This is a genomic window from Aquipseudomonas alcaligenes (assembly GCF_003205495.1).
Classification (GTDB): domain Bacteria; phylum Pseudomonadota; class Gammaproteobacteria; order Pseudomonadales; family Pseudomonadaceae; genus Aquipseudomonas; species Aquipseudomonas alcaligenes_B.
In genome coordinates this window covers 124,371-149,548 of the sequence record NZ_QJRX01000008.1, presented here as the reverse complement: position 1 = coordinate 149,548, position 25,178 = coordinate 124,371, and the positions used below count along the sequence as shown (strand labels likewise).

The following is a 25,178-nucleotide window of genomic DNA, read 5'->3' as shown; positions in this document are numbered from 1 at the left end:
CTTACTTGCTGCCGAACACGCCGAAACGCTGCTTGAAGCGATCGATACGGCCGCCGGTGTCCAGGACCTTCTGCTTGCCGGTGTAGAACGGGTGGCACTCGGAGCACACGTCCAGGCTCAGCGGCTTGCACAGGGTGGAGCGGGTCTTGATGACGTTGCCACAGCTGCAGGTAGCGGTGACTTCTTCGTACTGCGGATGGATATCGGCTTTCATCGCTTTTTCCTCGGTTGGGTGTGCCGCCACCCGGCTCGCTGCCGAGTACCGCACGGAAATAGGCCGCGCACTATACCAGACCGCCATTCGCGCGCAAGCCGCCGGCACGCCGTGGCGACGTGCGGCCGTGCTAGCATCGCCGCCTCGAATTCCGGAGTCCGCCGTGCCCGACACCATCCTGCGCCTCGCCCTGCCCTCGCCGCTGCGCCGCCTGTTCGACTACCTGGCGCCGCAGGGGGTGCCGCGCACCGCGCTGCAGCCGGGGGTACGGCTGCGCGTGCCGTTCGGCCGGCGCGAGGTGGTAGGCGTGCTGGTGGAGGTGGTGCCGCACAGCGAGGTGCCGGCGGACAAGCTCAAGCCGGCCCTGCAGCTGCTCGACCGCACGCCGCCATTGCCGGCGCCGTTGTTCAGGCTGTGCCTGTGGACGGCGCAGTACTACCAGCACAGCCTCGGCGACACCCTCAGCTGGGCCCTGCCGGTGCTGCTGCGCCAGGGCGAGCCGGCCGAGGCGCGCCAGGAGCGCTACTGGCATGCCGTGGAAGGCGCCAGCGCCGACGATCCGCGCCTGGCCCGCGCGCCGCGCCAGCGCGAGGCCCTGCGCGCCCTGGCGCAGCACCAGCACGGCGTGCCGCACGCCTTGCTGAGCAAGCTGCAGCTGAACAAGGACAGCCTCGACCTGCTGCTGGACAAGGGCCTGGTGCGCGTCGAGGTACGCCGCAGCGCGCCGCTCACGCGCCATGGCGGCTGGCTGGCGCAGCCGGAGCTGCCGCTCAACCCCGAGCAGCGCGCCGCCTTCCACGCCGTGCAGGCCGGCATGGGCGGTTTCGGCGCCTACCTGCTGTACGGCGTCACCGGCAGCGGCAAGACCGAGGTCTACCTGCAGCTGATCCGCCACTGCCTGGAAGCCGGCAAGCAGGCCCTGGTGCTGATCCCCGAGATCAACCTGGGGCCGCAGACGGTGGAACGCTTCGCCCGCCGCTTCAATGCGCGCATCGCCCTGCTGCACTCCGGCGTGGGCGACCGCGAGCGCCTGGATGCCTGGCTGGCAGCGCGCGACGGCGAGGCCGACATCGTCATCGGCACCCGTTCCGCACTGTTCACCCCGCTGAAGAACCCCGGGCTGATCGTGGTCGACGAGGAACACGACGCCTCCTATAAACAGCAGGAAGGCCTGCGCTACCACGCCCGCGACCTGGCCCTGGTGCGCGCGCGCCAGGAGAACCTGCCGATCGTGCTGGGCTCGGCCACCCCCTCGCTGGAGAGCCTGCACAACGCCCACGCCGGCCGCTACGCCCTGCTCAAGCTCGGCCAGCGCGCCGGCAACGCCAAGCCACCGCGCTTCCTGCGCCTGGACGTGAAGAGCCTGCCGCTCGACGCCGGCATCTCGCGCCCGCTGCAGCAGGCCATCGGCCAGACCCTGGAGGCCGGCCAGCAGGTGCTGGTGTTCCTCAACCGCCGCGGCTTCGCCCCCACCCTGCTGTGCCACGACTGCGGCTGGATCAGCCAGTGCCCGCGCTGCGACGCGCGCATGACCCTGCACCAGCGCCACCACGAGCTGCGCTGCCACCACTGCGGCCATGTCGAGCGCACGCCACACAACTGCCCGGACTGCCAGAAGGTCGACCTGCGCCCGGTCGGCGCCGGCACCGAGCGCGCCGAGGAGCGCCTGGGCATCCTCTTCCCGCAGTTCCCGGTGCTGCGCATCGACCGCGACAGCACGGCGCGCAAGGGCGCCATGGACAAGCTGTTCGCCACCATCAACCAGGGCGAGCCGTGCATCCTGGTCGGCACCCAGATGCTCGCCAAGGGCCACCACTTCCCGCGCGTGACCCTGGTCGCCATCCTCGACGCCGACGGCGGCCTGTTCTCCGCCGACTTCCGCGCCAGCGAGCGCATGGCCCAGCTGATCGTCCAGGTCGCCGGGCGCGCCGGGCGTGCCGAGGAGCCGGGCAAGGTGATCATCCAGAGCCACCTGGCCGACCATCCGCTGCTGGTCCAGCTCACCGAGCAAGGCTTCCCGGCCTTCGCCGAGCAGGCCCTGAGCGAGCGCCGCGGTGCCGGCCTGCCGCCTTTCGCCCACCTCGCCCTGCTGCGCGGCGAGGCGCACAAGCCGGGCCAGGCCGAGGCCTTCCTCGACGACGCCTGCAGCTATGCCGAGCAGCTGTGTGCGGAGCTCAAGCTGAGCGGTATCGAGCTGCTCGGCCCGGTACCGGCGCCGATGGAGCGCCGCGCCGGGCGTTTCCGCGCCCAGCTGCTGCTGCAGTGCGCCAGCCGCGCGCCGCTGCACAGGCTGCTGGCGCACTGGCTGCCGATTCTCGAAGCCATGCCGGCCGGCCGCGCGGTGCGCTGGTCGCTGGATGTCGACCCCATCGACCTGTTCTGAGCGCCCTGCGGCACGGCGAAAACGGCGACTCGGACCGCGGGCGAGCCCCGCGCCCTCGCCCGATTTTCCCCAGCTGGCGAGACCGCCTGCGGGCTGCCGGCCGTCAAAGCTTGAAGCTGCGCCCCTCGGGCGCCGATAATGCACAGTTTTCGACCAGCCGCGGCCGACCGAGCAGACCATGAAAGACAACATTCGCCACCTGATCCAGCAAGCCCTGACCCGCCTCACCGCCGAGGGCGTGCTGCCCGCGGACCTGAGCCCGGCCATCCAGGTGGAGAACACCAAGGACCGGAGCAACGGCGACTTCGCCAGCAACATCGCCATGATGCTGGCCAAGCCGGCCGGCATGAAGCCGCGCGACCTAGCCGAGAAGCTGGTTGCCGCCCTGCCGGCCGACGCCGGCATCGCCAAGGTGGAAATCGCCGGCCCCGGCTTCCTCAACTTCTTCCAGAACAGCGACGCCCTGGCCCAGCGCCTGGAAGCGGCACTGGCCGACGCCAGCCTCGGCGTGCGCAAGAACGGCCCGGCGCAGCGCGTGGTGGTCGACCTGTCGGCGCCCAACCTGGCCAAGGAGATGCACGTCGGCCACCTGCGCTCGACCATCATCGGCGACGGCGTGGCGCGGGTGCTGGAGTTCCTCGGCGACACCGTGATCCGCCAGAACCACGTCGGCGACTGGGGCACCCAGTTCGGCATGCTGCTGGCCTACATGCAGGAGCAGCCGGTCGGCAGCGACGCCGAGCTGGCCGACCTGGAGTCCTTCTACCGCGCGGCGAAGAAGCGCTTCGACGAGTCCGCCGAGTTCGCCGACCGCGCCCGCGAGCTGGTGGTCCAGCTGCAGGCCGGCGACGCCGAGTGCCTGCGCCTGTGGAACCGCTTCAACGACATCTCCCTGAGCCACTGCCAGGCCATCTACGACCGCCTCGGCGTCAAGCTGTCGATGGCCGACGTCAAGGGCGAGAGCGCCTACAACGACGACCTGCCCCAGGTCATCGCCGACCTCGCCGCCAAGGGCCTGCTCACCGAGGACAACGGCGCCCAGTGCGTGTTCATGGACGAGTTCAGGAACGCCGAGGGCAACCCGCTGCCGCTGATCGTGCAGAAGGCCGGCGGCGGCTACCTGTACGCCACCACCGACCTGGCCGCTACCCGCTACCGCGCCAATGTGCTCAAGGCCGAGCGTGCCCTGTACTTCGTCGACCAGCGCCAGGCCCTGCACTTCCAGATGGTCTTCGCCTGCGCGCGCCTGGCCGGTTTCGTGCCGGCCGACATGGCGCTGGAGCACATGGGCTTCGGCACCATGAATGGCCCGGACGGCAAGCCGTTCAAGACCCGCGACGGCGGCACGGTGAAGCTGGTCGAGCTGCTCGACGAGGCCGAGCAGCGCGCCTACGCCCTGGTCAAGGAGAAGAACCCGGAGCTCTCCGAAGACGAGCTGCGCCACATCGCCCGCGTGGTCGGCATCGCCTCGGTGAAGTACGCCGACCTGTCCAAGCACCGCACCAGCGACTACCGCTTCAACTTCGAGCTGATGCTCAGCTTCGAGGGCAACACCGCGCCCTACCTGCTGTACGCCTACACCCGCGTGGCCAGCGTGCTGCGCAAGCTGGGCAAGGATGTCAGCGAAATCGGCGGCCAGATCCGCATCGAGGCGCCGCAGGAGCAGGCCCTGGCCGGCAAGCTGGCGCAGTTCGCCGACACCCTGGGCAACGTCGCCGGCAAGGGCGAGCCGCACCTGCTGTGCGCCTACCTGTACGACCTGGCCGGCCTGTTCTCCAGCTTCTACGAGAACTGCCCGATCCTCGCCGCCGAGGACGAAGCCACCCAGCAGAGCCGCCTGCGCCTGGCCGCGCTGACCGGCCGCACCCTCAAGCAGGGCCTGGAGCTGCTCGGCCTGCAGACCCTGGAGCGCATGTAAGTGGCGGCAGCGAAGAAGAAGCCCGCGCCCAAGCGCGGCGCCAGTCGCTACCAGGCGCCGGCGAAGAAGCCGGTGCCGGGCTGGGTATGGCTGGCCTGCGGCGCCGCCGTCGGCGCCTTCTTCATGTTCCTGTTCAGCCTGGAGCCGGGCCGCGACGAGGTGAAGCGCAGCAAGCCCGAGGAGGCCAAGCGCACCGCCGAACAGCAGAGCAAGCCGCAGACCGCGCCGGAGCCGGTCAAGCCCAAGTACGATTTCTACACCCTGCTGCCGGAGTCCGAGGTCATAGTGCCGCCGGACGCCCTGCCGCCCGCCGACGCGCCCAAGCCGCCGGAGCAGAAGCCGGTGACGCCCGAGGAGGCCGCCAAGATCGACGCCGCCCGCGCCGAGGCCGCGCTCAACGGCCAGACCCCGCCGCCGCCACCGGTGGTGGCCAAGGCGCCGGTCACCACCCAGTTCTTCCTCCAGGCCGGCTCGTTCCGCAAGCGCGAGGATGCCGACAAGGTGCGCGCGCAGATCCTCCTGCTCGGCCAGAACGTGCAGGTGGAGTCGGGCAAGGTGCGCGAGGAAAACTGGTTCCGCGTGCTGGTCGGCCCCTACGCCAGCCGCGAGCAGCTGGCCACGGCGCAGAAGCAGCTGGCCGCCAGCGGCTTCAGCAATCTCTTGTTACAGCAGCGCCAGTCCCGCTGATCCGCGATTTGTGACCGCCCGGTTGAAAAGCCGGGCGGGCCACCCCATCTGATCTCCATTCGGGCACTTCTGCCCCGCTGCGTGGAGATCCACCCCTTGACCACCATCGTTTCAGTCCGCCGCAACGGCAAAGTCGTCATGGGCGGCGACGGCCAGGTTTCCCTCGGCAACACCGTGATGAAAGGCAACGCCAAGAAGGTCCGCCGCCTCTATCACGGCCAGGTGCTGGCCGGCTTTGCCGGTGCCACCGCCGACGCCTTCACCCTGTTCGAGCGCTTCGAGGGCCAGTTGGAAAAACACCAGGGCCACCTGATCCGCGCCGCCGTCGAGCTGGCCAAGGACTGGCGCACCGACCGTTCGCTGAGCCGCCTGGAAGCCATGCTGGCAGTGGCCAACAAGGACGCCTCGCTGATCATCACCGGCAACGGTGACGTGGTCGAACCCGAGCACGGCCTGATCGCCATGGGCTCCGGCGGCGGCTTCGCCCAGGCCGCGGCCATGGCCCTGCTGCAGAAGACCGAGCTGTCCGCCCGCGAAATCACCGAGACCGCGTTGAACATTGCCGGCTCCATCTGTGTCTTCACTAACCAGAATCTGACCATCGAGGAAGAAGACTGCGCCGAATGAGCGCGGCTTCCGGAGCCACATTTATGTCCATGACACCCCGCGAGATCGTTTCCGAGCTCAACCGCCACATCATCGGCCAGGACGACGCCAAGCGCGCCGTGGCCATCGCCCTGCGCAACCGCTGGCGGCGCATGCAGCTGCCGGCCGAGCTGCGCCAGGAAGTGACGCCGAAGAACATCCTGATGATCGGCCCCACCGGCGTCGGCAAGACCGAGATCGCCCGGCGCCTGGCCAAGCTAGCCAACGCACCCTTCCTCAAGGTCGAGGCGACCAAGTTCACCGAGGTCGGCTATGTCGGCCGCGACGTCGAGTCGATCATCCGTGACCTAGCCGACGCCGCGCTCAAGCTGCTGCGCGAGCAGGAAGTGCAGAAGATGCGCCATCGCGCCGAGGACGCCGCCGAGGAGCGCATCCTCGACGCCCTGCTGCCGCCGGCCCGCGTCGGCTTCAACGAAGACCCGCAGCCGACCCAGGACTCCAACACCCGCCAGCTGTTCCGCAAGCGCCTGCGCGAGGGCCAGCTGGACGACAAGGAGATCGACATCGAGGTCGCCGAGGCGCCGCTGGGCGTGGAAATCATGACCCCACCGGGCATGGAGGAGATGACCAGCCAGCTGCAGAACCTGTTCTCCGGCCTGAGCAAGGGCAAGAAGAAGAGCCGCAAGCTCAAGGTCAAGGACGCCCTCAAGCTGATCCGCGACGAGGAAGCCGCGCGCCTGGTCAACGAGGAGGAGCTCAAGGCCCGCGCCCTGGAAGCGGTGGAGCAGCACGGCATCGTCTTCATCGACGAGATCGACAAGGTCGCCAAGCGCGCCAATGTCGGCGGCGCCGACGTCTCCCGCGAGGGCGTGCAGCGCGACCTGCTGCCGCTGATCGAGGGCTGCACGGTCAACACCAAGCTGGGCATGGTCAAGACCGACCACATCCTGTTCATCGCCTCCGGTGCCTTCCACCTGGCCAAGCCCAGCGACCTAGTGCCCGAACTGCAGGGTCGCCTGCCGATCCGCGTCGAGCTCAAGGCCCTGTCGCCGCAGGACTTCGAGCGCATCCTCAGCGAGCCGCACGCCTCGCTCACCGAGCAGTACCGCGAGCTGCTCAAGACCGAGGGGCTGGACATCGAGTTCGCCGCGGACGGCATCAAGCGCCTGGCCGAGATCGCCTGGCAGGTCAACGAGAAGACCGAGAACATCGGCGCCCGCCGCCTGCACACCCTGCTCGAACGCCTGCTGGAGGAAGTCTCCTTCAGCGCCGGCGACCTGGCCGGGCAGCAGAACGGCACACCGATCCGCATCGACGCCGCCTACGTCAACGGCCACCTCGGCGAGCTGGCGCAGGACGAAGACCTGTCGCGCTACATTCTGTAAACACAGCCCCGCGGCCCGGAGCGCATCCGGGCCGCCCAGCCTCTGGAAACGAGCATGCCCACGCCCAGCGCGATCAAACTGCACAAGGCCTCCAGGACCCTGGAGCTGCGCTACGGCGAGCAGAGCTACAGCCTCAGCGCCGAGTTCCTGCGCGTGCACTCGCCCTCGGCCGAGGTGCAGGGCCATGGCAGACCGATCCTGCAGTACGGCAAGCTGAACGTGGCGCTCGAGCGCATCGAGCCGGCCGGCAACTATGCACTGAAACTGTGCTTCGACGACGGCCACGACAGCGGCCTGTACACCTGGGACTACCTCTACCAGCTCGCCACCCGCCAGGATGAGCTGTGGGCCGACTATCTGGCCCAGCTGGCCGCCGCCGGCAAGTCGCGCGACCCAGACGAATCGGTCGTTCGCCTGATGCTCTAGGGCATCTTCCCAATAGCCTCGCAGCAGGCTCTAGCTTGAGCCTCGCGCAATATTCCCTTCATACCTAGGGCGCATTTTCTAATCGCCCTCGGCATACTCCCGCGCGCCGTTCAATCAGCATTCGCGAACTTGCGCAAAAGAGGAAACTCGGGTAACCAAGGAACTGGCAGGTTCCGTGCATTTGCCCTCGGCAAATGCGAAGAAAGCGCGGAGTTCGCTCCGCACCCGGTAAACCCGAGCAGTACCAGCCCTTCGCCCTGTGCCCTTTCACAGCTGCAGTTGGTATTCGTCTCAGGACAATGGAGCGTCGTAGATGACCCAGAAGAATAATGAAGACCTGCATCGCCAAGCCTCGGAGAACACCCTGGGTTTGAACCCGGTGATCGGCTTGCGCGGCAAGGATCTACTCACCTCTGCCCGGATGGTGCTGGCCCAGGCCATCAAGCAACCTTTCCACAGCGCCAAGCATGTCACCCACTTCGCCCTCGAGCTGAAGAACGTCCTGCTTGGCCAGTCGGAGTTGTCACCGGAAGACGGCGACCGCCGCTTCGCCGACCCGGCCTGGAGCCAGAACCCCCTGTACCGCCGCTACCTGCAGACCTACCTGGCCTGGCGCAAGGAACTGCACGACTGGATCGAGGACAGCAACCTCTCCGAGCAGGACACCAGCCGCGGCCACTTCGTCATCAACCTGATGACCGAGGCCATGGCCCCGACCAACAGCATGGCCAACCCGGCGGCGGTCAAGCGCTTCTTCGAGACCGGCGGCAAGAGCCTGCTCGACGGCCTCTCGCACCTGGCCAAGGACATCGTCAACAACGGCGGCATGCCCAGCCAGGTGAAGATGGACGCCTTCGAGGTCGGCAAGAACCTGGCCACCAGCGAAGGCGCGGTGATCTTCCGCAACGACCTGCTGGAGCTGATCCAGTACAAGCCGACCACCGAGCAGGTGCACGAGCGCCCGCTGCTGGTGGTGCCGCCGCAGATCAACAAGTTCTACGTGTTCGACCTGTCGCCGGAGAAGAGCGTGGCGCGCTTCCTCCTGCGCAACCATGTGCAGACCTTCGTGGTGAGCTGGCGCAACCCGACCAAGGCACAGCGCGAGTGGGGCCTGTCGACCTACATCGAGGCGCTCAAGGAAGCGGTCGACGTGGTCACCGAGATCACCGGCAGCAAGGACGTCAACATCCTCGGCGCCTGCTCCGGCGGCATCACCATCTCCTCGCTGCTCGGCCACTACGCGGCCATCGGCGAGAAGAAGGTCAACTCCATGACCCTGCTGGTCAGCGTGCTCGACACCAAGCTGGACACCCAGGTCGCCCTGTTCGCCGACGAGAAGACCCTGGAGGCCGCCAAGCGCCGCTCCTACCAGTCCGGCGTGCTGGAGGGCAAGGACATGGCCAAGGTGTTCGCCTGGATGCGCCCCAACGATCTGATCTGGAACTACTGGGTCAACAACTACCTGCTGGGCAACGAGCCGCCGGTGTTCGACATCCTCTACTGGAACAACGACACCACGCGCCTGCCGGCTGCCTTCCACGGCGACCTGATCGAGCTGTTCAAGACCAACCCGCTGACCCGGCCCAACGCCCTGGAAGTCTGCGGCACGCCGATCGACCTCAAGCAGGTCACCTGCGACATCTACTGCGTGGCCGGCACCACCGACCACATCACCCCCTGGGAAGCCTGCTACAAGTCCTCGCTGCTGTTCGGCGGCAAGGTCGAGTTCGTGCTGTCCAACAGCGGCCACATCCAGAGCATCCTCAACCCGCCGGGCAACCCCAAGGCACGCTTCGTCACCAACAGCGAGCCGGCGGCGAGCGCCCGCGAATGGCAGGAGAAGGCCACCAAGCACGCCGATTCCTGGTGGCTGCACTGGCAGCAGTGGCTGGGCGAGCGCTCCGGCAAGCTGAAGAAGGCTCCGGCCAGCCTGGGCAGCAAGAGCCACGCCCCGGGCGAGGCCGCACCGGGGACCTACGTTCACGAACGCTGATGACAACAGCGCTACCGACAATGCTGCACCTTGCGCAGTACTGCCCGCGGCACCCGGATGTGCCGCACGCCGCAGCGGGCCTCCGGGCCCCGCGGTGCCCCGCCTGGCGGGAGACTGGCGAGCCGCCTCGGAAGGCCGCTCGCCGCTGATCCATGTATAGGGCCTAGTGCATGCCGCAACCATTCGTATTCCGTACCATCGAGCTGGATGGCCAGACCATCCGCACCGCGGTCCGCCCCGGCGGCAGCAGCCTGACGCCGCTGCTGATCTTCAACGGCATCGGCGCCAACCTGGAGCTGGTGATGCCCTTCGTCTCGGCGCTCGACCCCGACCTGGAAGTGATCGCCTTCGACGTTCCCGGCGTCGGCGGCTCCTCCACCCCGAGCACGCCCTACCGCTTCCCCGGCCTGGCCAAGCTGGCCGCGCGCATGCTCGACTACCTGGACTATGGCCAGGTCAACGCCATCGGCGTGTCCTGGGGCGGCGCGCTGGCCCAGCAGTTCGCCCACGACTACCCGGAGCGCTGCAAGAAGCTGGTGCTGGCCGCCACCTCGGCCGGCGCAGTGATGGTGCCGGGCAAGCCCAAGGTGCTCTGGCGCATGGCCAGCCCGCGGCGCTACATCCAGCCGTCCTACGGCGTGCACATCGCCCCGGACATCTACGGCGGCGCCTTCCGCCGCGACCCCAAGCTGGCCCTTTCGCATGCCAGCAAGGTGCGTTCGGGCGGCAAGATGGGCTACTACTGGCAGCTGTTCGCCGGCCTCGGCTGGACCAGCATCCACTGGCTGCACCGCATCCGCCAGCCCACCCTGGTACTGGCCGGCGACGATGACCCGATCATCCCGCTGGTCAACATGCGCCTGCTGGCCTGGCGCATCCCCAACGCGGAACTTCACGTGATCGACGACGGTCATCTGTTCCTCGTGACCCGCGCCGAGGCCGTGGCGCCTATCATCATGAAGTTCCTCCAGGAGGAACGGCAGCGCGCGGTGATGCACCCGCAGCCGCTGCCCGTGCGCAGCCACTGATCGCACAACTGTAGTGCTACTCCGGCAGGCTCGCCCCAACGCGAGGCCCGCCGGACAAGGAAGAATTATTGCGCGGCAGTCTGGAATGCCCTCCGGCGCGCCTTGGTACAAGCCTTGCTGTCATCGGATATGACAGTTTGACGACGGAGCCTGCCCCATGCGTGACAAGACTGCACCGGGATCACTGCCGGTACCCGCACACTTCATGAACGCGCAGAGTGCGATGGTCGGCCTGCGCGGCCGCGACCTGTTCTCCACCCTGCGCACCCTGGCCTTCCAGGGGCTGCGCCAGCCGGTGCACAGCACCCGCCACCTGCTGGCCTTCGGCAAGCAGCTGGGCCGCGTGATGCTCGGCGACACCCCCTACCGGCCCAATCCGCAGGACGCCCGCTTCGCCGACCCGACCTGGCAGCTCAACCCCTTCTACCGGCGCAGCCTGCAGGCCTACCTGGCCTGGCAGAAGCAGCTCAAGGCGTGGATCGACGAGAGCGACCTGTCGCCGGACGACCGCACCCGCGCGCACTTCCTGTTCTCCCTGCTCAACGACGCCCTGGCGCCGTCCAACACCCTGCTCAACCCGCTGGCGGTCAAGGAGCTGTTCAACAGCGGCGGCAGCAGCGTGCTGCGCGGTGCGCGCCAGCTGTTCGACGACCTGCTGCACAACAGCGGTATGCCGCAGCAGGTCGACAAGCGCGCCTTCGAGGTCGGCCGCAACCTGGCCGTCACCCCCGGCGCGGTGGTGTACCGCTGCGAGATGTTCGAGCTGCTCCACTACAAGCCGATGAGCGAGAAGCAGTACGAACGCCCGCTGCTGATGGTGCCGCCGCAGATCAACAAGTTCTACATCTTCGACCTGTCGCCGGAGAAGAGCTTCATCCAGTACTGCCTGAAGAACGGCCTGCAGGTGTTCATGATCAGCTGGCGCAACCCGGACGCACGGCATCGCGAATGGGGCCTGTCCAGCTACGTGCAGGCGGTGGAGGAAGCCTCCGACGTATGCCGCGCCATCACCGGCAGCAAGGAGGTCAACCTGCTCGGCGCCTGCGCCGGTGGCCTGACCATCGCCGCCCTGCAGGGCCACCTGCAGGCCAAGCGCCAGCTGCGCAAGGTCGGCTGCGCCACCTATCTGGTCAGCCTGCTGGACGCCCAGGTGGACAGCCCGGCAATGCTGTTCGCCGACGAGCAGACCCTGGAGTCGGCCAAGCGCCGCTCCTACCAGAGCGGCGTGCTGGATGGCCGCGACATGGCCCGGGTGTTCGCCTGGATGCGCCCCAACGACCTGATCTGGAACTACTGGGTCAACAACTACCTGATGGGCAAGGAACCGCCAGCCTTCGACATCCTCTACTGGAACAACGACAACACCCGCCTGCCGGCCGCCCTGCACGGCGACCTGCTCGACCTGTTCAAGCACAATCCGCTGACCCGCGCCGGCGGCATGGAGATCTGCGGCACGCCGATCGACCTGTCCAAGGTCAACCTGGACAGTTTCAGCGTGGCTGGCATCAACGACCACATCACTCCCTGGGACGCGGTCTACCGCTCCGCCCTGCTGCTCGGCGGCAACAGCCGCTTCGTGCTGTCCAACAGCGGCCACATCCAGAGCATTCTCAACCCACCGGGCAACCCCAAGGCCACCTATCTGGAGGCCGCCAAGCTGACCAGCGACCCGCGTGCCTGGTATCACGATGCGCAAAGGCAGGAGGGCAGCTGGTGGCCGCAGTGGCTGGAATGGATCCAACAGCGCTCGGGCGAGCTGCGCGAAACCGTGTTCAGCGTCGGCGGCAACAAGCACCCGGCGATGGAGTCGGCCCCCGGCACCTATGTGCATGTGCGCTGAAAGCGGCACTCGGCGCTGGCCGGACGGGTGCCTGGCCGGTTATCGTCGGCACTCCGGCGGCCACCACAAGATCATGGAATGAAGACCCGCGACCGCATCCTCGAATGCGCCCTGCTGCTGTTCAACCAGCAGGGCGAGCCCAACGTCTCCACCCTCGAAATCGCCACCGAAATGGGCATCAGCCCGGGCAACCTCTACTACCACTTCCACGGCAAGGAACCGCTGATCCTCGAGCTGTTCGAACGCTTCCAGAGCGACCTGGCGCCGCTGCTCGATCCGCCCGAGGATGCTGAGCTGGGTGTCGAGGATTACTGGCTGTTCCTGCACCTGATCGTCGAGCGTCTGGCCCAGTACCGCTTCCTGTTCCAGGACCTGTCCAACCTGGCCGGGCGCCTGCCCAAGCTGGCCCGCGGCATCCGCCTGTGGCTCAATCAGCTCAAGCGCACCCTGGCCAGCCTGCTGGCGCGACTCAAGGCCCATGGCCAGCTGCGCAGCGACACCCAGGCCCTCGGCCAGTTGGTGGAGCAAATCACCCTGACCCTGCTGTTCTCCCTCGACTACCAGCGCATCCTCGGCGCCGACGGCGAAGTGCGCCTGGTGGTGTTCCAGGTGATGATGCTGGTCGCCCCACACCTCACCGACGCGCCGCGTCACGCCGCCGAGCGACTCGCGCAGCGCTATCTGGAAGCCTGAAATGCAAACGCCCGGCACTGGGCCGGGCGCTTGTACATCCTGAGAAAATCAGGACGGGGTGGCGGGGGTTGCCGGAGCGGCGACCGGAGCCGGGGCAGCTGCCGGAGCCGGCGCCGGGGCGGCAGGCTTGGCAGCGGCCGGCTTCGGCGCAGCGGGCTTCTTCACCACCGGCTTCTTGGCAGCCGCCGGCTTGGCCGCAACGGGCTTGGCAGCCGGTTTGGCAGCAGGCTTGGCCGCTGCCTTCACTGCGGGTTTGGCCGCAGCTTTGGCAGCCGGCTTGGCGGCAGGCTTCGCAGCGGGTTTCGCGGCAGCCTTGGCAGCCGGCTTGGCAGCCGGTTTAGCCGCAGGCTTGGCGACCGACTTCACCGATACACCGGTGAGTTTCTCGATCTGCTTGGTCAGGCTGTCGACCTTGGTCTGCAGCGCCTTCACCTCGTTGCGGCTGGGCACGCCCAGACGGGAGATGGCACTGTTCAGGCGCTTGTCGAAGGCCTCTTCCAGCTCGTTCCACTTGCCCAGGGCCTTGTCCTTGACCTCATCGACCTTGGACTTGGCAGTGCCGACGGTGGAACCGACGCTGGACTTGACCACGTCGAGCTGCTTGTCGACTTCGCTCTTGGCCTTCTTCTCGGCCTTCTCGCCGTCCTTGACCAGGCCGTCGAACAGCTTGTTGCCGTCCTTACTGATCTTGGAATAGGCACCGAGGCCGGCCAGCCAGATCTGGCGCGAGTACTTCTCGACCTCACCGATCCAGGAGTTGCTTTCCTTTTTGGCAACCGGCTTCTTCGCTGCCGGTTTTGCCGCCGGTTTTGCTGCGGTAGTTTTCTTAACAGCCATCCTGCTCTCCTTATTGGGTACGCGCCACTCGCTCAAGCAAAGCATTCAACTCGTCCAGCTTAGCAGAGAGTGCCTCAACATCCTGCTTGGAGGGAATACCCAGGCGGTTCAGTGCGCTGGCGACGCGGTTGTCGAAGGCCTTCTCGATCTTGTCGAACTGCACCTCGACCTTGCCTTTGACTTCGGAGACGCTGCTCTTGACGCTCTTGAGCTGCGATTCGATCTGGCTGTTGGCGGCATCGACCTGCTCGCTCACCAGCTTCTTGCCCTGCTTCTCGACGCCTTCGCCGGCCTTGACCAGCTCCTTGAAGTAGTCGGCGCCTTCGGCACCGGCCTTGGCATAGGCACCCAGGCCGGCCAGCCAGACCTTGCGGGCGTAGGCCTTCACGTCGGTCAGAACGGTGACTTTGCTTTCGACAGCTTCGACTTTCTTCTTAACGGCGACTTTAGTGGCCATGGTGCACCTCACGCTCAATGTGGTGGAAGGTTCGTCCCTTCGCGGGACTTGAGCGCAAGGTAGAGGGAAAAATTAGAAATCACATACTAGTGCGCTGTTGCGAAAAAACTATCGCACTGCGCAGGCGTCCCGGTAGTGCCATCCGGCCTTGCCGCTCCGCGCCATGACCTGAGGCAGCCGACAATCCGAGCACCGGCAGAGCCAGCACTCTAGGCCTGCAGGTGCTTGTCGAGCGTCTCCTCGATCTCGCGCCGGATGGTGCCGCCCAGTGCCGACAGCAGCAGGCCCAGTTTGAGTTCTACGCGCACACTGTCGGCGGCCACGTCGATATGCCCGTCGGCGCCGCTGCGCTTGAACTCCAGGGTGTCGCCGTTCCAGCGGTACTTCACGTCATACTCGCTGGCCAGGCGCCGGGCCAGCGCCTCGGCCTTCTCGCGGGCGGCGGCAAGGCCGAGGGAATGGGAACGTTCGACGGTGATGCGAGACATGCGCGACTCCTGCTGCGACCTGGTGTCACGCGACTATAACAGCTCCACCCGGCGCCAAGACAAAGGCTGGCAGGGGGTTTAGAATGGCCGCCACTTCGATTCAGGTGACGCGACATGAACGACCCGCGCAAGGCCCCAGAGCAGGAAAAGACCACCCACTTCGGCTTCCAGGACGTCCCGGAAAGCCAGAAGGCGGAGAAGGTCGCCGAAGTCTTCCACTCGGTGGCGGCCAAGTACGACCTGATGAACGACGTGCTCTCCGGTGGCCTGCACCGCCTGTGGAAGCGCTTCACCATCGAGCTGTCCGGCGTGCGCCCGGGCAACCGCGTGCTGGACATCGCCGGCGGCACCGGTGACCTCACCCGCAAGTTCTCCAGCCTGGTCGGTCCGAGCGGTGAAGTGGTGCTGGCCGACATCAACGACTCCATGCTCAAGGTCGGCCGCGACCGCCTGCTGGACAAGGGCGTGGCCGGCAACGTGCAGTTCGTCCAGGCCGATGCCGAGGCACTGCCCTTCCCGGACAATCATTTCGACGTGGTGACCATTGCCTTCGGCCTGCGCAACGTGACCCGCAAGGAGAACGCCCTGCGCTCCATGCTGCGCGTGCTCAAGCCGGGCGGCCGCCTGCTGGTGCTGGAATTCTCCAAGCCGGGCAACCCGCTGCTGGCCAAGGCCTACGACACCTACTCGTTCAGCTTCATGCCGCTGGCCGGCAAGCTGATCACCAACGACGCCGACAGCTACCGCTACCTGGCCGAGTCGATCCGCATGCACCCGGACCAGGAAACCCTCAAGGCGATGATGGTCGAGGCCGGCTTCGAGCGCGTCACCTACCACAACATGACCGGCGGCATCGTCGCCCTGCACCGCGGTATCAAGCCCTGATGCTGACCCAGGCGCTGCTGGCGGGCGTTGAGCTCGGCCTCAACCGCGTGCTGGCCATGGACAGCACCGCGCTGCCGCGCCTGGCCCGGCTGGAAGGCAAGCTGATCGAGGTCGACTGCCAGAGCCCCGCGCTCAAGCTGTTCATCCTCCCCGGCGCCGAGGGCCTGCAACTGGCCAGCCACTGGGACGGCGCCGACTGCGTGCTCAGCGCGCCCGCCAGCAGCCTGCTCAAGCTGGCCCTGGCCAAGGACAAGACCGCCATCCTGCACCGCCCGGAAGTCAGCCTGAGCGGCGACAGCGCCGCGCTGCTGGAGCTGGCCGGCATCCTCCAGGACCTGGAGCTGGACTGGGAATACGAACTGTCGCGCTGGCTCGGCCCGGTCGGCAGCCAGCTGCTCGCCGGCCACCTGCGCAGCCGCGTGAACTGGGCCGGCGAGAGCCTCGACAGCCTGCGCCAGACCCTGGCCGACTACCTGGCCGAGGAATCGCGCAGCCTGGTCGGCGAACGCGAAGCCCAGGCCCGCTTCGATGAACTGGACGACCTCAAGCTGGCCCTCGATCGCCTCGACGCGCGCATCGACCGCCTCGCCCGGAATCTGCACAAGAACTCATGAGCCTGCTCGCCACCCGCCGCCTGCTGCGCATCCTGCGCGTGGTCATCCGCTACCGCCTGGACGACCTGCTGCTGACCCTGCCACTGCCCACCTGGATGCGCGCCCTGCGCTTCGCCCTGCCCTGGCGCTGGCTGCCGCGCGGCCAACAGGAACTGAGCCGCGGCGAGGCGCTGCGCCTGGCCCTGGAAGACCTCGGCCCGATCTTTATCAAGTTCGGCCAGCTGCTGTCCACCCGCCGCGACCTGCTGCCGCCGGACGTCGCCGACGAGCTGGCGCGCCTGCAGGACCAGGTGCCGCCGTTCGACCCCGAGCACGCCGTGGCGCGCATCGAGGAGCAGCTGGGCGCCAAGGTCGGCGAGGTCTTCGCCCGCTTCGACGTGCAGCCGCTGGCCTCGGCCTCCATCGCCCAGGTACATGCCGCGCAGCTGAAGAGCGGCGAGGACGTGGTGGTCAAGGTGATCCGCCCCAACCTGCGGCCGATCATCCGCTCCGACCTGGCCTGGCTGTTCCTCGCCGCGCGCATCGCCGAGAAGGCCTCGGCCGATGCGCGCCGCCTGCGCCCGGTGGAAGTGGTGTCTGACTACGAGAAGACCATCTTCGACGAGCTCGACCTGATGCGCGAGGCGGCCAACGCCAGCCAGCTGCGGCGCAACTTCGCCGACTCGCCGCTGCTCTACGTACCTCAGGTGTACTGGGACTGGTGCCGGCCCAAGGTGCTGGTGATGGAACGCATCTACGGCGTGCCGGTGACCGACCTGGCGACCCTGGCGGACCAGCGCACCAACATGAAACTGCTGGCCGAGCGCGGCGTGGAGATCTTCTTCACCCAGGTGTTCCGCGACAGCTTCTTCCACGCCGACATGCACCCCGGCAACATCTTCGTCGCCACCCGCACGCCCTGGAGCCCGCAGTACATCGCCATCGACTGCGGCATCGTCGGCAGCCTCACCCCCGAGGACCAGGACTACCTGGCGCGCAACCTGATCGCCTTCTTCAAGCGCGACTACCGCAAGGTGGCGCAGCTGCACATCGACTCCGGCTGGGTGCCGGCGGAAACCAAGGTCAACGAGTTCGAGGCGGCCATCCGTACCGTGTGCGAACCGATCTTCGAGAAGCCGCTGAAGGACATCTCCTTCGGCCAGCTGCTGCTGCGCCTGTTCCAGACCGCGCGCCGCTTCAACATGGAAGTGCAGCCGCAGCTGGTGCTGCTGCAGAAGACCCTGCTCAATATCGAGGGCCTCGGACGCCAGCTGTACCCGGACCTGGACCTGTGGAGCACCGCGCAGCCCTTCCTCGAGCGCTGGATGCGCGAGCGCGTCAGCCCCCTGCACCTGCTGCGCAACCTGCAGCAGCAGGCCGAGCAGGTGCCGCACCTGTCGCAGATGGCCCGCGACACCCTGGAGCGTCTCAACCAGCCGCGCACCGAGGCCCCCGCCGCCGCGCCGCGAGGCTCTGCCTGGCCGCTGCGCCTGCTCGGCGCGGCGCTGGTCGCCGGAGGGGTCAGCCAGGGCCTGGCGCTGGCCCCGGCGGCCTGGGCCGCCTGGCTCAGCCTGGGCGCCGGCCTGGCACTGGTCCTGCGCCGATAGCCAGTGCCGGCTGCGGCTGGCACACTTAGCCTGATCGCACCCGCAGGGTGCACAACCGGTGCCGCACAGGCGCCATGAGAGTGCCCGCTACGGGCGGATGCAGAGATGACCGACTGGCTCGACGAAATTCACTGGAACGAGGATGGCCTGGTGCCGGCCATCGCCCAGGATCACAAGACCGGGCGCGTGCTGATGATGGCCTGGATGAACCGCGAGGCCCTGAGCCTCACCGCGGCCGAAGGCCGTGCCATCTACTGGTCACGCTCGCGTGGCAAGCTGTGGCGCAAGGGCGAGGAGTCCGGCCATGTGCAGAAGCTGCACGAGCTGCGCCTGGACTGCGACGCCGACGTGATCATCCTGCAGGTGGAGCAGCTCGGCGGCATCGCCTGCCATACCGGGCGCGAAAGTTGCTTTTACCGGGTCTGGGAAGATGGCGCGTGGCACAGCGTCGATCCGGTACTGAAAGACCCGCACGCCATCTACCAGGAACACAAGCATGAGTGACACCCTCACCCGCCTGGCCGAGGTGCTGGAGGCGCGCAAAGGCGCGGCGCCGGACAGCTCCTACGTGGCCAGCCTGTACCACAAGGGCCTGAACAAGATTCTGGAGAAGGTCGGCGAAGAGTCGGTCGAGACCATTCTTGCGGCCAAGGACGCGGCCATCAACGGCGATTGCAGCGACCTGATCTACGAAACCGCGGACCTCTGGTTCCACAGCCTGGTCATGCTCGCCGCCCTCGGCCAGCACCCCCAGGCCGTGCTGGACGAGCTGGACCGCCGCTTCGGCCTGTCCGGGCATGCGGAAAAAGCCGCACGCCCGCAATCCTGATTTCACAACCTTCGGAGATTCATCATGGGTATCGGCGGCATCAGCATCTGGCAACTTCTGATCATCCTGCTCATCGTCGTCATGCTGTTCGGCACCAAGCGCCTCAAGGGCCTGGGCTCCGATCTGGGCGACGCGATCAAGGGCTTTCGCAAGTCGATGAACCAGGGCGAGGAAGAGACCAAGCCGGCGGTCGAAGAGGCCAAGGGTCAGACCATTGCTGGTGAAGCACGCAAGGTCGAAGAGCCGGTGAAGAAAGACTGAGACCATGTTCGACGTCGGCTTTTCCGAACTGCTGCTGGTTGGCCTGATCGCCCTGTTGGTGCTCGGGCCCGAGCGCCTGCCCGTGGCTGCACGCATGGCAGGCCTGTGGATCGGCCGCCTCAAACGCAGCTTCAACAGCCTGAAGACCGAGGTGGAGCGCGAAATCGGCGCCGACGAGATCCGCCGCCAACTGCACAACGAGCACATCCTGGAACTGGAGCGCGAGATGAAGCAGAGCGTGCAGCCACCGGCGCCAGCGGCACCCAATACCGATAGCCAGGACAAGCCCAGCCCGCCATGAGTGAAACGTCCCGCGACGACCAGGAAATGCCGCTGGTCGCTCATCTCACCGAGCTGCGCAACCGCATCCTGCGCTGCGTCATCGCCGTGCTGCTGATCTTCGCCGCGCTGTTCTACTTCGCTCAGGACATCTACGCACTGGTCGCCGCCCCTCTGCGCGCCTACCTGCCGGAGGGCGCGACCATGATCGCCACCGGCGTGGCTTCACCCTTTCTCACGCCGTTCAAGCTGACGCTGGTGGTGGCACTGTTTCTCAGCATGCCGGTGGTGCTGCAGCAGATCTGGGGCTTCATCGCCCCGGGCCTGTACCAGCATGAAAAACGCATCGCCGTACCCTTGCTGATCTCCAGCATCCTGCTGTTCTACGCCGGCATGGCCTTCGCCTACTTCGTGGTATTCCCGATCATGTTCGGCTTCTTCGCCAGCGTGACGCCCGAAGGGGTAGCGATGATGACGGACATCGGCCAGTACCTGGACTTCGTCCTCACCCTGTTCTTCGCCTTCGGCGTGGCCTTCGAGATTCCGGTGGCCACCTTCCTGCTGATCTGGGTCGGCATCGTCGACGTCGAGACGCTGAAGAAAAGCCGTCCCTACGTGATCGTCGGCTGCTTCGTGGTCGGCATGTTCCTCACCCCGCCGGATGTGTTTTCCCAGACCTTGCTGGCCGTGCCCATGTGGCTGCTGTTCGAAGCCGGCCTGCTGTTTGGCGGGCTGGTGCGCAAGCGCGACGAGCACGAGACGCCAGAAGAGCGTCCCGACGACCAGCCACCCGCGCCGCTGCAATGAACCTGCTGCTGCTGGAGGACGCCGACTTCGTCGCGGCGGATCGCGCCGTCCTCAGCGGCCGCCGCCTCAAGCACCTGCATGAAGTCCACGGTGCCGAGAGCGGTGACAGCCTGCGCGTCGGCCGCCTCGGCGGGCCGATGGGCCGCGGCACCCTGCTGGCCCTGGATGAGCAGCACGCCGAACTGCGCGTCGAACTGGACCAGCCACCGCCGGCCAAGCTGCCGCTGACCCTGCTGCTGGCCCTGCCCAGGCCGAAGATGCTCAAGCGCGTGTTGCAGACGGTGGCCGCCATGGGCGTGCCGCGGCTGGTGCTGCTGAACAGCTACCGGGTGGAAAAGAGCTTCTGGCAGACCCCTTTCCTCAGCCCCGAGGCGATCCGCGAGCAGCTGATTCTCGGCCTGGAGCAAGCCCGCGACACCGTGCTGCCCGAGGTGAGCATCGAGCAACGCTTCAAGCCCTTCGTCGAGGACCGCCTGCCGGCCATCGCCGCCGGCACCCTGGGCCTGGTCGGCCACCCCGGCGACTACCCCGCCTGTCCGCGCGCGGTCAGCGAGGCGGTGACCCTGGCCATAGGCCCGGAAGGCGGCTGGATTGCCTACGAGGTGGAGAAGCTGCAGGAGGCCGGGCTGGCCCCCGTGCAATTGGGCCAGCGCATCCTGCGCGTGGAAACGGCGGTCCCGGCCCTGCTGGCTCGCCTGTTCTGAACGGCGTTGTTTTGCCACACGCACGGGCTTAGGCTGGAGCCACGCCGGCCAATATGGAGTTCGCCATGCGCCCGCTGATCATCGACCTGGACGAACTGGCCTGCGCCCTCAACACCGAGGGGCTGGATCACTACCTCGACCTGCTCAGCGGCAAGCTGCTGCTGATTCCCGAGACAGACGCCGATCCCGAACTGGAGGCGCTGCTGCGCGAGGAGCCGGAGCGCTTCCTGCTGGTCGAGCCGCTGCAGCCCGGCGACAGCCTGGCGCTGATGCGCGAATTCCTCGCCGAGGTCATCCACCCGCATGCCTACGGCGAGCTGCAACAGGCCCTGGAGAGCCGCCGCCCGGTGCGCACCTTCAACCACGTGCTGATGCACTACCCCGCCCTCCTGCAGGCCTGGCAGAGCTTCGAGGCCGAGCGCCTGCGCGAACTGGCCCAGGACTGGCTGGAAGAGAACGAGCTGCAGCCGAGCACTAGCCCCTGCGCAGCAGGCCCTCGGCAAATTCGCTGGTAACCCGCTCGATCAAGACCTGGCGGTCCTCATCCACAGCGACCTGCCCTTCCAGTAGCAGCTGCGCCAAACCATGAACCAGGCTCCAGGCCGACAGACTGGCAATGCCGTCCACATCTGCAACCAGCACTGCCACCGCCTCCTCCAGCTGACGATGCAGCGCCTGTGCCGCCGTCAACAGGGTCGGGTAACGGTTGCGCTCCAATGCACCGCTGAACATCAGACGGAACAGGCCACGTCGTTGCAGGGCGAAGTCGACATAGCAGCGCCCCAGCGCCGCCAGCCTGGCCTCGGCCTTGCCCTCCCGCGCGACCACCTGCATGCGCTCCAGCAACTCGGCGAAGCCCTGCTCGGCCAGTGCCGCCAGCAATGCCTCGCGGTCGGTGAAGTGGCGATAGGGCGCGTTGTGCGAGACCTGTGCCCGGCGCGCCACCTCGCGCAGGCTGATGGCGGCCTCGCCCTGCTCCGCCAGCAACTCGGCCGCCGCGCGCAACAGGGCCATGCGCAGATCGCCATGATGATAGGAACGCTCTTCTCTCGAAGTTGACACCGACAACATCCTTTTCTATGTTGACACGAGCAACATCATAGCCAAACCAACCCGAGAGGCCAGCCATGTTCTTCGTCGCCCTGTTGATAGTGCTCTGCATCGGCGCCTGGGGCGCTCACCGCCTGGGACTGCCCGGCCTCGCCGACTGGCCGGCGCGCATGCGCCTGGCCCTGGCTGCGGCACTGGTTTTCGCGGGAATCGATCACTGGCTGACACCGGAACGTTACCTGCCGATGATGCCCGACTACCTGCCCTGGCATCTGCCGCTGGTGCTGTTCACCGGAACCTGCGAGATCGCCGGCGCGCTCGGCCTGCTGCTGCCGCGTACGCGGCGCCTGGCGGCCGCCCTGCTGGCGCTGTACTTCGTCTGCGTATTCCCGGCCAACCTGCACAATGCCCTCAATGGCCTGACCGTGGACGGCCTGCCGCAGGAACAGTGGTATTACTGGCTGCGCCTGCCGTTCCAGCCGCTGATCATCCTGTGGACGCTGTACGCCGGCGGCCTGCTGCCGCGCCGGGCCACCGCCGTGGCGGCCGCCTGAGGCTCAGATTTGCAGCAGGAAGGTCACCGGCCCATCGTTGACCAGGTGCACCTGCATGTCGGAGCCGAAACGGCCCGTGGCGACCTGCGGGTGCTGCTCGCGGGCCAGCTCGACCAGGCGCTCGAACAGCGCCAAGCCCTGGGCCGGCGGCGCCGCCGTGGAAAAACTCGGGCGCAGGCCGCTGCTGGTATCGGCGGCCAGGGTGAACTGCGAGACCAGCAGCAGACCGCCGTTCACGTCCTTCAGTGACAGATTCATCTTGCCGGCGGCGTCGGCAAACACCCGGTAGCTGAGCAGGCGTTGCAGGCTCTTGGCCAGCGTCTGCGCATCGTCCTGCGGTTCGATGCCGACCAGCGCCAGCAGGCCCTGGTCAATGGCACCGACTATCTCGCCTTGCACCTCGACGCGGGCGCCACGCACCCGCTGGATCAGCAGCTTCATGCCTCTTCCGGCGGCAGGTCGAGCAGGCGCCGGGCCATCTGGTCGGCGGCGCGCACCAGGGCGTCGGTGATGCCCTGCTCCGCCGCCGAGTGGCCGGCGTCGCGGATGATCTGCAGCTCGCTGTTGGGCCAGGCCTGGTGCAGGGCCCAGGCATTGTCCAGCGGGCAGATCACGTCGTAGCGACCGTGCACGATGACGCCCGGCAGGTGGGCGATCTTCGGCATGTCGCGCAGCAGCTGGTCTTCCTCGAGGAAGGCGTTGTTGACGAAGTAGTGGCATTCGATGCGGGCGATCGACAGCGCGCGGTGCGGCTCGCTGAAACGGTCGACCACCTGCGGGTTGGGGCGCAGGGTGGCGGTGCGGCCTTCCCAGGTCGACCAGGCCTTGGCCGCATGCATCTGGGCGATCTGGTCCGGGCCGGTGAGGCGCTTGTAGAAGGCCTGTACCAGATCGCCGCGCTCCTCGGCGGGGATCGGCGCCACATAGTCTTCCCAGTAGTCGGGGAACAGGCGGCTGGCGCCTTCCTGGTAGAACCAGCTGATCTCCTGCGGCCGGCAGAGGAAGATGCCGCGCAGGATCAGGCCATGCACGCGCTCGGGATGCTTCTGCGCGTAGGCCAGGGACAGGGTCGAGCCCCAGGAGCCGCCGAACAGCACCCACTTGTCGATACCCAGGTGCTCGCGGATGCGCTCCAGGTCGGCGACCAGGTCCCAGGTGGTGTTGCCTTCGAGGGTGGCGTGCGGGGTGGAGCGGCCGCAGCCGCGCTGGTCGAAGGTGACGATGCGGTACAGGTTGGGGTCGAAGTAGCGGCGGCTGGCGGCATCGCAGCCGGCACCCGGGCCGCCGTGGATGAACACCACCGGCAGGCCGTCCGGAGAGCCGCTCTCGTCCACGTAGAGAACGTGCGGTTCCTCCACCGCCAGCTCATGGCGGGCGTAGGGTTTGATCTCCGGATACAAAGTCAGCATGGCGCACTCCCGAGTCTGTGCGTAAGGTCCCTGTAGCTGCCTGACGGCAGCCAGCCGTGCCGGGCATCATAACCATGAATCGGGAGTTGAGCATGCCAGCCAAGCGATTTGCCCTGCCTTTTCTGCTGATCTGCGCACTGCTCGCCGGCTGCGGCCGCGACGATCCGCAGGCCGCCCTGGAGGCGGCCGTGCAGCAGCTGCAGGACAACTTGGAAGCCAAGCGCAACGATGAAGTGCTGGAGCAGCTGCATCCGCAGTTCGCCGCCCAGCAGCAGTACGACCGCGAGTGGGCACGGCGCACCATGGCCCTGCTGTTCCTGCGTCACAAACAGGTGCGGGTGATCGCCATAGGCACCCGCAGCGAGATCGACCCTACCTACAGCAGCAAGGGCCGCACCCAGGCCGAGGTGGCCATGACCGGCGCCGAGGGGCTGATTCCGGACAGCGCTCGGCACTACAGCGTCACGCTGGAGTGGTGGCTGGAGGACGGCGAGTGGCAGCTGGCGCGGCTGGACTGGGAGTGACCCGGCCCAGAACCTGCTCACGATCTTCTGGATTAGAGCCAGACAAGGCAAGAACGCCCGAGGAAGCGCAGTTTACGAGGGGTAAATGAGCATTCCGAGGGCGTGTTTAACGCCGTATGGCCGCGAGTCAGGAGAGCGCGGACAGGTTCTCAGAACAGCCAGGGGATGAACATCCGGCTGCGCCCCATATAGTCGCGGTAGGCCTCGCCGAAGTAGGCCAGGCATTCGGCCTCATCGCGTCGCGCCGCCAGGTACAGCAGCACGCTGGCCAGCAGGGCGAGGACCAGGGTGAGCGCGTGCAGGTCTTTCCAGGCGATGCCCCAGGTCAGCAGCAGCAACGAACAGAACAATGGATGGCGGATGAAGCGGTAGATGCCGCCGGTGACCAGCTGCGAGGTGCGCTCGAAGGCGTACAGCTCGTCGTCCTGGCGCTGCTCGCCGGGCTTGCCGTCGCGGCGCAGCTGGTAGATGCCGAGCAGCAGCACGCTGAGCGAAGTGAACAGCAGGACCCAGGAGACCTTCTGGTGCAAGGCGTAGCGATCCTCGAACCAGACCGGCGCGTTGAGCACCAGCAGCGCCAGCATCGCCTCCCAGGCGAGGAAGCGGTAGAAACCGTGGGAACGGGTGTTCTTCAGCGCCCGCCAGGAAATCCCCAGCAGCGCCAGCGAGCCCAGCGCGAAGGCCGTCGCCTGTATCCACAGCATCCCGTCACTCCTTGCCT

At 67.1% G+C, this 25,178-nt stretch carries 29 protein-coding genes and 1 pseudogene; 22 read left to right on the top strand and 8 right to left on the bottom strand.

Annotation, left to right across the window (positions count from 1 at the left end):
• Position 1: 1 nt before the first annotated feature.
• Positions 2-214: a 50S ribosomal protein L31 gene (rpmE, locus tag DMO17_RS15880; RefSeq protein ID WP_110683452.1), complete on the bottom strand. Its 213-nt coding sequence runs from the start codon at positions 212-214 to the stop codon at positions 2-4.
• A gap of 163 nt (positions 215-377) precedes the next feature.
• On the opposite strand from rpmE, the gene DMO17_RS15875 reads away from it, so the two are divergent.
• The 10 genes from DMO17_RS15875 (at position 378) to DMO17_RS15830 (ending at position 13,173) form a co-directional block, all read left to right on the top strand.
• On the top strand, positions 378-2,597 hold the full coding sequence (locus tag DMO17_RS15875; protein ID WP_110683451.1) for a primosomal protein N': 2,220 nt from the start codon (positions 378-380) through the stop codon (positions 2,595-2,597).
• 178 nt (positions 2,598-2,775) lie between these two features.
• Positions 2,776-4,515, top strand: coding sequence for an arginine--tRNA ligase (argS, locus tag DMO17_RS15870; RefSeq protein WP_110683450.1), 1,740 nt, complete (start codon positions 2,776-2,778; stop codon positions 4,513-4,515).
• Positions 4,516-5,202, top strand: coding sequence for an SPOR domain-containing protein (locus DMO17_RS15865; RefSeq protein ID WP_110683449.1), 687 nt, complete (start codon positions 4,516-4,518; stop codon positions 5,200-5,202).
• 96 nt (positions 5,203-5,298) lie between these two features.
• Positions 5,299-5,829, top strand: a complete 531-nt coding sequence (gene hslV, locus DMO17_RS15860) for an ATP-dependent protease subunit HslV (protein WP_110683448.1) — start codon at positions 5,299-5,301, stop codon at positions 5,827-5,829.
• A gap of 23 nt (positions 5,830-5,852) precedes the next feature.
• Positions 5,853-7,193, top strand: a complete 1,341-nt coding sequence (gene hslU, locus DMO17_RS15855) for an HslU--HslV peptidase ATPase subunit (RefSeq protein ID WP_110683447.1) — start codon at positions 5,853-5,855, stop codon at positions 7,191-7,193.
• Between the two features lie 54 nt (positions 7,194-7,247).
• The gene (locus DMO17_RS15850) at positions 7,248-7,619 is read left to right on the top strand and encodes a gamma-butyrobetaine hydroxylase family protein (RefSeq protein WP_110683446.1); all 372 of its coding nucleotides are present in this window, start codon (positions 7,248-7,250) and stop codon (positions 7,617-7,619) included.
• 313 nt (positions 7,620-7,932) lie between these two features.
• Positions 7,933-9,612, top strand: a complete 1,680-nt coding sequence (gene phaC, locus DMO17_RS15845; protein ID WP_110683445.1) for a class II poly(R)-hydroxyalkanoic acid synthase — start codon at positions 7,933-7,935, stop codon at positions 9,610-9,612.
• A 170-nt stretch (positions 9,613-9,782) separates the two neighbouring features.
• Positions 9,783-10,640 carry a poly(3-hydroxyalkanoate) depolymerase gene (gene phaZ, locus DMO17_RS15840; protein ID WP_110683444.1) on the top strand — a complete coding sequence of 286 codons (858 nt, stop codon included), beginning with the start codon at positions 9,783-9,785 and terminating at the stop codon, positions 10,638-10,640.
• A 157-nt stretch (positions 10,641-10,797) separates the two neighbouring features.
• Complete coding sequence (gene phaC / locus DMO17_RS15835; RefSeq protein WP_110683443.1) at positions 10,798-12,480, top strand: class II poly(R)-hydroxyalkanoic acid synthase; 1,683 nt, start codon at positions 10,798-10,800, stop codon at positions 12,478-12,480.
• A gap of 78 nt (positions 12,481-12,558) precedes the next feature.
• Positions 12,559-13,173: a TetR/AcrR family transcriptional regulator gene (locus tag DMO17_RS15830; RefSeq protein ID WP_110683442.1), complete on the top strand. Its 615-nt coding sequence runs from the start codon at positions 12,559-12,561 to the stop codon at positions 13,171-13,173.
• A 48-nt stretch (positions 13,174-13,221) separates the two neighbouring features.
• Here the strand turns inward: DMO17_RS15830 and DMO17_RS15825 are convergent, their stop codons facing one another.
• From DMO17_RS15825 to DMO17_RS15815, 3 genes are all read right to left on the bottom strand, one after another.
• Entirely contained in the window at positions 13,222-14,010 is a 789-nt protein-coding gene (locus DMO17_RS15825; RefSeq protein ID WP_110683441.1) for a phasin family protein, read from the bottom strand.
• A 10-nt stretch (positions 14,011-14,020) separates the two neighbouring features.
• Positions 14,021-14,467 carry a phasin family protein gene (locus DMO17_RS15820; protein ID WP_110683440.1) on the bottom strand — a complete coding sequence of 149 codons (447 nt, stop codon included), beginning with the start codon at positions 14,465-14,467 and terminating at the stop codon, positions 14,021-14,023.
• A 209-nt stretch (positions 14,468-14,676) separates the two neighbouring features.
• Positions 14,677-14,955, bottom strand: a complete 279-nt coding sequence (locus tag DMO17_RS15815) for a polyhydroxyalkanoic acid system family protein (protein WP_110683439.1) — start codon at positions 14,953-14,955, stop codon at positions 14,677-14,679.
• A gap of 114 nt (positions 14,956-15,069) precedes the next feature.
• Here DMO17_RS15815 and ubiE point away from each other — a divergent pair, with 114 nt between their 5' ends.
• From ubiE to DMO17_RS15765, 10 genes and pseudogenes are all read left to right on the top strand, one after another.
• On the top strand, positions 15,070-15,840 hold the full coding sequence (gene ubiE, locus DMO17_RS15810) for a bifunctional demethylmenaquinone methyltransferase/2-methoxy-6-polyprenyl-1,4-benzoquinol methylase UbiE (RefSeq protein WP_076582727.1): 771 nt from the start codon (positions 15,070-15,072) through the stop codon (positions 15,838-15,840).
• On the top strand, positions 15,840-16,454 hold the full coding sequence (locus DMO17_RS15805) for a ubiquinone biosynthesis accessory factor UbiJ (protein WP_110683438.1): 615 nt from the start codon (positions 15,840-15,842) through the stop codon (positions 16,452-16,454). The genes ubiE and DMO17_RS15805 overlap by 1 nt, the downstream gene beginning before the upstream one ends.
• A complete protein-coding gene (gene ubiB, locus DMO17_RS15800) occupies positions 16,451-18,040 on the top strand; it encodes a ubiquinone biosynthesis regulatory protein kinase UbiB (protein WP_110683437.1) in 1,590 nt (529 codons plus the stop codon). The genes DMO17_RS15805 and ubiB overlap by 4 nt, the downstream gene beginning before the upstream one ends.
• A gap of 105 nt (positions 18,041-18,145) precedes the next feature.
• Positions 18,146-18,544: a phosphoribosyl-AMP cyclohydrolase gene (hisI, locus tag DMO17_RS15795; protein ID WP_110683436.1), complete on the top strand. Its 399-nt coding sequence runs from the start codon at positions 18,146-18,148 to the stop codon at positions 18,542-18,544.
• Positions 18,537-18,869: a phosphoribosyl-ATP diphosphatase gene (locus DMO17_RS15790; protein WP_110683435.1), complete on the top strand. Its 333-nt coding sequence runs from the start codon at positions 18,537-18,539 to the stop codon at positions 18,867-18,869. The genes hisI and DMO17_RS15790 overlap by 8 nt, the downstream gene beginning before the upstream one ends.
• A 24-nt stretch (positions 18,870-18,893) precedes the next feature.
• Positions 18,894-19,130, top strand: a complete 237-nt coding sequence (tatA, locus tag DMO17_RS15785; RefSeq protein WP_110683434.1) for a twin-arginine translocase TatA/TatE family subunit — start codon at positions 18,894-18,896, stop codon at positions 19,128-19,130.
• A gap of 4 nt (positions 19,131-19,134) precedes the next feature.
• Positions 19,135-19,428 (top strand): annotated as a pseudogene (gene tatB, locus DMO17_RS15780) (Sec-independent protein translocase protein TatB); the annotation flags it as partial.
• On the top strand, positions 19,428-20,216 hold the full coding sequence (gene tatC, locus DMO17_RS15775; RefSeq protein ID WP_110683432.1) for a twin-arginine translocase subunit TatC: 789 nt from the start codon (positions 19,428-19,430) through the stop codon (positions 20,214-20,216). The pseudogene tatB and the gene tatC, both read left to right, overlap by 1 nt.
• Entirely contained in the window at positions 20,213-20,920 is a 708-nt protein-coding gene (locus tag DMO17_RS15770; protein ID WP_110683431.1) for a 16S rRNA (uracil(1498)-N(3))-methyltransferase, read from the top strand. Before tatC ends, DMO17_RS15770 begins: the two co-directional genes overlap by 4 nt.
• Before the next feature lie 65 nt (positions 20,921-20,985).
• A complete protein-coding gene (locus DMO17_RS15765; protein ID WP_110683560.1) occupies positions 20,986-21,435 on the top strand; it encodes a UPF0158 family protein in 450 nt (149 codons plus the stop codon).
• On the opposite strand, the gene DMO17_RS15760 is transcribed toward DMO17_RS15765, so the two are convergent.
• Positions 21,395-21,934, bottom strand: coding sequence for a TetR/AcrR family transcriptional regulator (locus DMO17_RS15760; RefSeq protein WP_181418798.1), 540 nt, complete (start codon positions 21,932-21,934; stop codon positions 21,395-21,397). The genes DMO17_RS15765 and DMO17_RS15760 overlap by 41 nt on opposite strands.
• Before the next feature lie 113 nt (positions 21,935-22,047).
• Between DMO17_RS15760 and DMO17_RS15755 the strand changes: the two genes are divergently transcribed.
• Entirely contained in the window at positions 22,048-22,524 is a 477-nt protein-coding gene (locus DMO17_RS15755) for a DoxX family protein (RefSeq protein ID WP_220034084.1), read from the top strand.
• Positions 22,525-22,527: 3 nt separating this feature from the next.
• On the opposite strand, the gene dtd is transcribed toward DMO17_RS15755, so the two are convergent.
• Both dtd and pip read right to left on the bottom strand, forming a co-directional pair.
• On the bottom strand, positions 22,528-22,965 hold the full coding sequence (gene dtd / locus DMO17_RS15750) for a D-aminoacyl-tRNA deacylase (RefSeq protein ID WP_110683429.1): 438 nt from the start codon (positions 22,963-22,965) through the stop codon (positions 22,528-22,530).
• Positions 22,962-23,933, bottom strand: a complete 972-nt coding sequence (pip, locus tag DMO17_RS15745; protein WP_110683428.1) for a prolyl aminopeptidase — start codon at positions 23,931-23,933, stop codon at positions 22,962-22,964. Before pip ends, dtd begins: the two co-directional genes overlap by 4 nt.
• A 92-nt stretch (positions 23,934-24,025) precedes the next feature.
• Between pip and DMO17_RS15740 the strand changes: the two genes are divergently transcribed.
• Positions 24,026-24,457, top strand: coding sequence for a hypothetical protein (locus tag DMO17_RS15740; RefSeq protein ID WP_110683427.1), 432 nt, complete (start codon positions 24,026-24,028; stop codon positions 24,455-24,457).
• 149 nt (positions 24,458-24,606) lie between these two features.
• On the opposite strand, the gene DMO17_RS15735 is transcribed toward DMO17_RS15740, so the two are convergent.
• Positions 24,607-25,161 carry a methyltransferase family protein gene (locus DMO17_RS15735; protein WP_110683426.1) on the bottom strand — a complete coding sequence of 185 codons (555 nt, stop codon included), beginning with the start codon at positions 25,159-25,161 and terminating at the stop codon, positions 24,607-24,609.
• Positions 25,162-25,178: the final 17 nt, after the last annotated feature.

Coding starts and splice junctions, on each gene's coding strand:
- DMO17_RS15850 (WP_110683446.1), top strand. CDS start 7,248: ATGCCCACGCCCAGCGCGATCAAACTGCACAAGGCCTCCAGGACCCTG.
- DMO17_RS15735 (WP_110683426.1), bottom strand. CDS start 25,161: ATGCTGTGGATACAGGCGACGGCCTTCGCGCTGGGCTCGCTGGCGCTG.
- hslU (WP_110683447.1), top strand. CDS start 5,853: ATGTCCATGACACCCCGCGAGATCGTTTCCGAGCTCAACCGCCACATC.
- argS (WP_110683450.1), top strand. CDS start 2,776: ATGAAAGACAACATTCGCCACCTGATCCAGCAAGCCCTGACCCGCCTC.
- pip (WP_110683428.1), bottom strand. CDS start 23,933: ATGCTGACTTTGTATCCGGAGATCAAACCCTACGCCCGCCATGAGCTG.
- phaC (WP_110683443.1), top strand. CDS start 10,798: ATGCGTGACAAGACTGCACCGGGATCACTGCCGGTACCCGCACACTTC.
- ubiB (WP_110683437.1), top strand. CDS start 16,451: ATGAGCCTGCTCGCCACCCGCCGCCTGCTGCGCATCCTGCGCGTGGTC.
- DMO17_RS15765 (WP_110683560.1), top strand. CDS start 20,986: ATGCGCCCGCTGATCATCGACCTGGACGAACTGGCCTGCGCCCTCAAC.
- tatC (WP_110683432.1), top strand. CDS start 19,428: ATGAGTGAAACGTCCCGCGACGACCAGGAAATGCCGCTGGTCGCTCAT.
- DMO17_RS15770 (WP_110683431.1), top strand. CDS start 20,213: ATGAACCTGCTGCTGCTGGAGGACGCCGACTTCGTCGCGGCGGATCGC.
- DMO17_RS15740 (WP_110683427.1), top strand. CDS start 24,026: ATGCCAGCCAAGCGATTTGCCCTGCCTTTTCTGCTGATCTGCGCACTG.
- phaZ (WP_110683444.1), top strand. CDS start 9,783: ATGCCGCAACCATTCGTATTCCGTACCATCGAGCTGGATGGCCAGACC.
- ubiE (WP_076582727.1), top strand. CDS start 15,070: ATGAACGACCCGCGCAAGGCCCCAGAGCAGGAAAAGACCACCCACTTC.
- DMO17_RS15820 (WP_110683440.1), bottom strand. CDS start 14,467: ATGGCCACTAAAGTCGCCGTTAAGAAGAAAGTCGAAGCTGTCGAAAGC.
- DMO17_RS15805 (WP_110683438.1), top strand. CDS start 15,840: ATGCTGACCCAGGCGCTGCTGGCGGGCGTTGAGCTCGGCCTCAACCGC.
- DMO17_RS15755 (WP_220034084.1), top strand. CDS start 22,048: ATGTTCTTCGTCGCCCTGTTGATAGTGCTCTGCATCGGCGCCTGGGGC.
- hisI (WP_110683436.1), top strand. CDS start 18,146: ATGACCGACTGGCTCGACGAAATTCACTGGAACGAGGATGGCCTGGTG.
- rpmE (WP_110683452.1), bottom strand. CDS start 214: ATGAAAGCCGATATCCATCCGCAGTACGAAGAAGTCACCGCTACCTGC.
- DMO17_RS15830 (WP_110683442.1), top strand. CDS start 12,559: ATGAAGACCCGCGACCGCATCCTCGAATGCGCCCTGCTGCTGTTCAAC.
- DMO17_RS15790 (WP_110683435.1), top strand. CDS start 18,537: ATGAGTGACACCCTCACCCGCCTGGCCGAGGTGCTGGAGGCGCGCAAA.
- DMO17_RS15815 (WP_110683439.1), bottom strand. CDS start 14,955: ATGTCTCGCATCACCGTCGAACGTTCCCATTCCCTCGGCCTTGCCGCC.
- dtd (WP_110683429.1), bottom strand. CDS start 22,965: ATGAAGCTGCTGATCCAGCGGGTGCGTGGCGCCCGCGTCGAGGTGCAA.
- phaC (WP_110683445.1), top strand. CDS start 7,933: ATGACCCAGAAGAATAATGAAGACCTGCATCGCCAAGCCTCGGAGAAC.
- DMO17_RS15760 (WP_181418798.1), bottom strand. CDS start 21,934: ATGGCCCTGTTGCGCGCGGCGGCCGAGTTGCTGGCGGAGCAGGGCGAG.
- tatA (WP_110683434.1), top strand. CDS start 18,894: ATGGGTATCGGCGGCATCAGCATCTGGCAACTTCTGATCATCCTGCTC.
- DMO17_RS15825 (WP_110683441.1), bottom strand. CDS start 14,010: ATGGCTGTTAAGAAAACTACCGCAGCAAAACCGGCGGCAAAACCGGCA.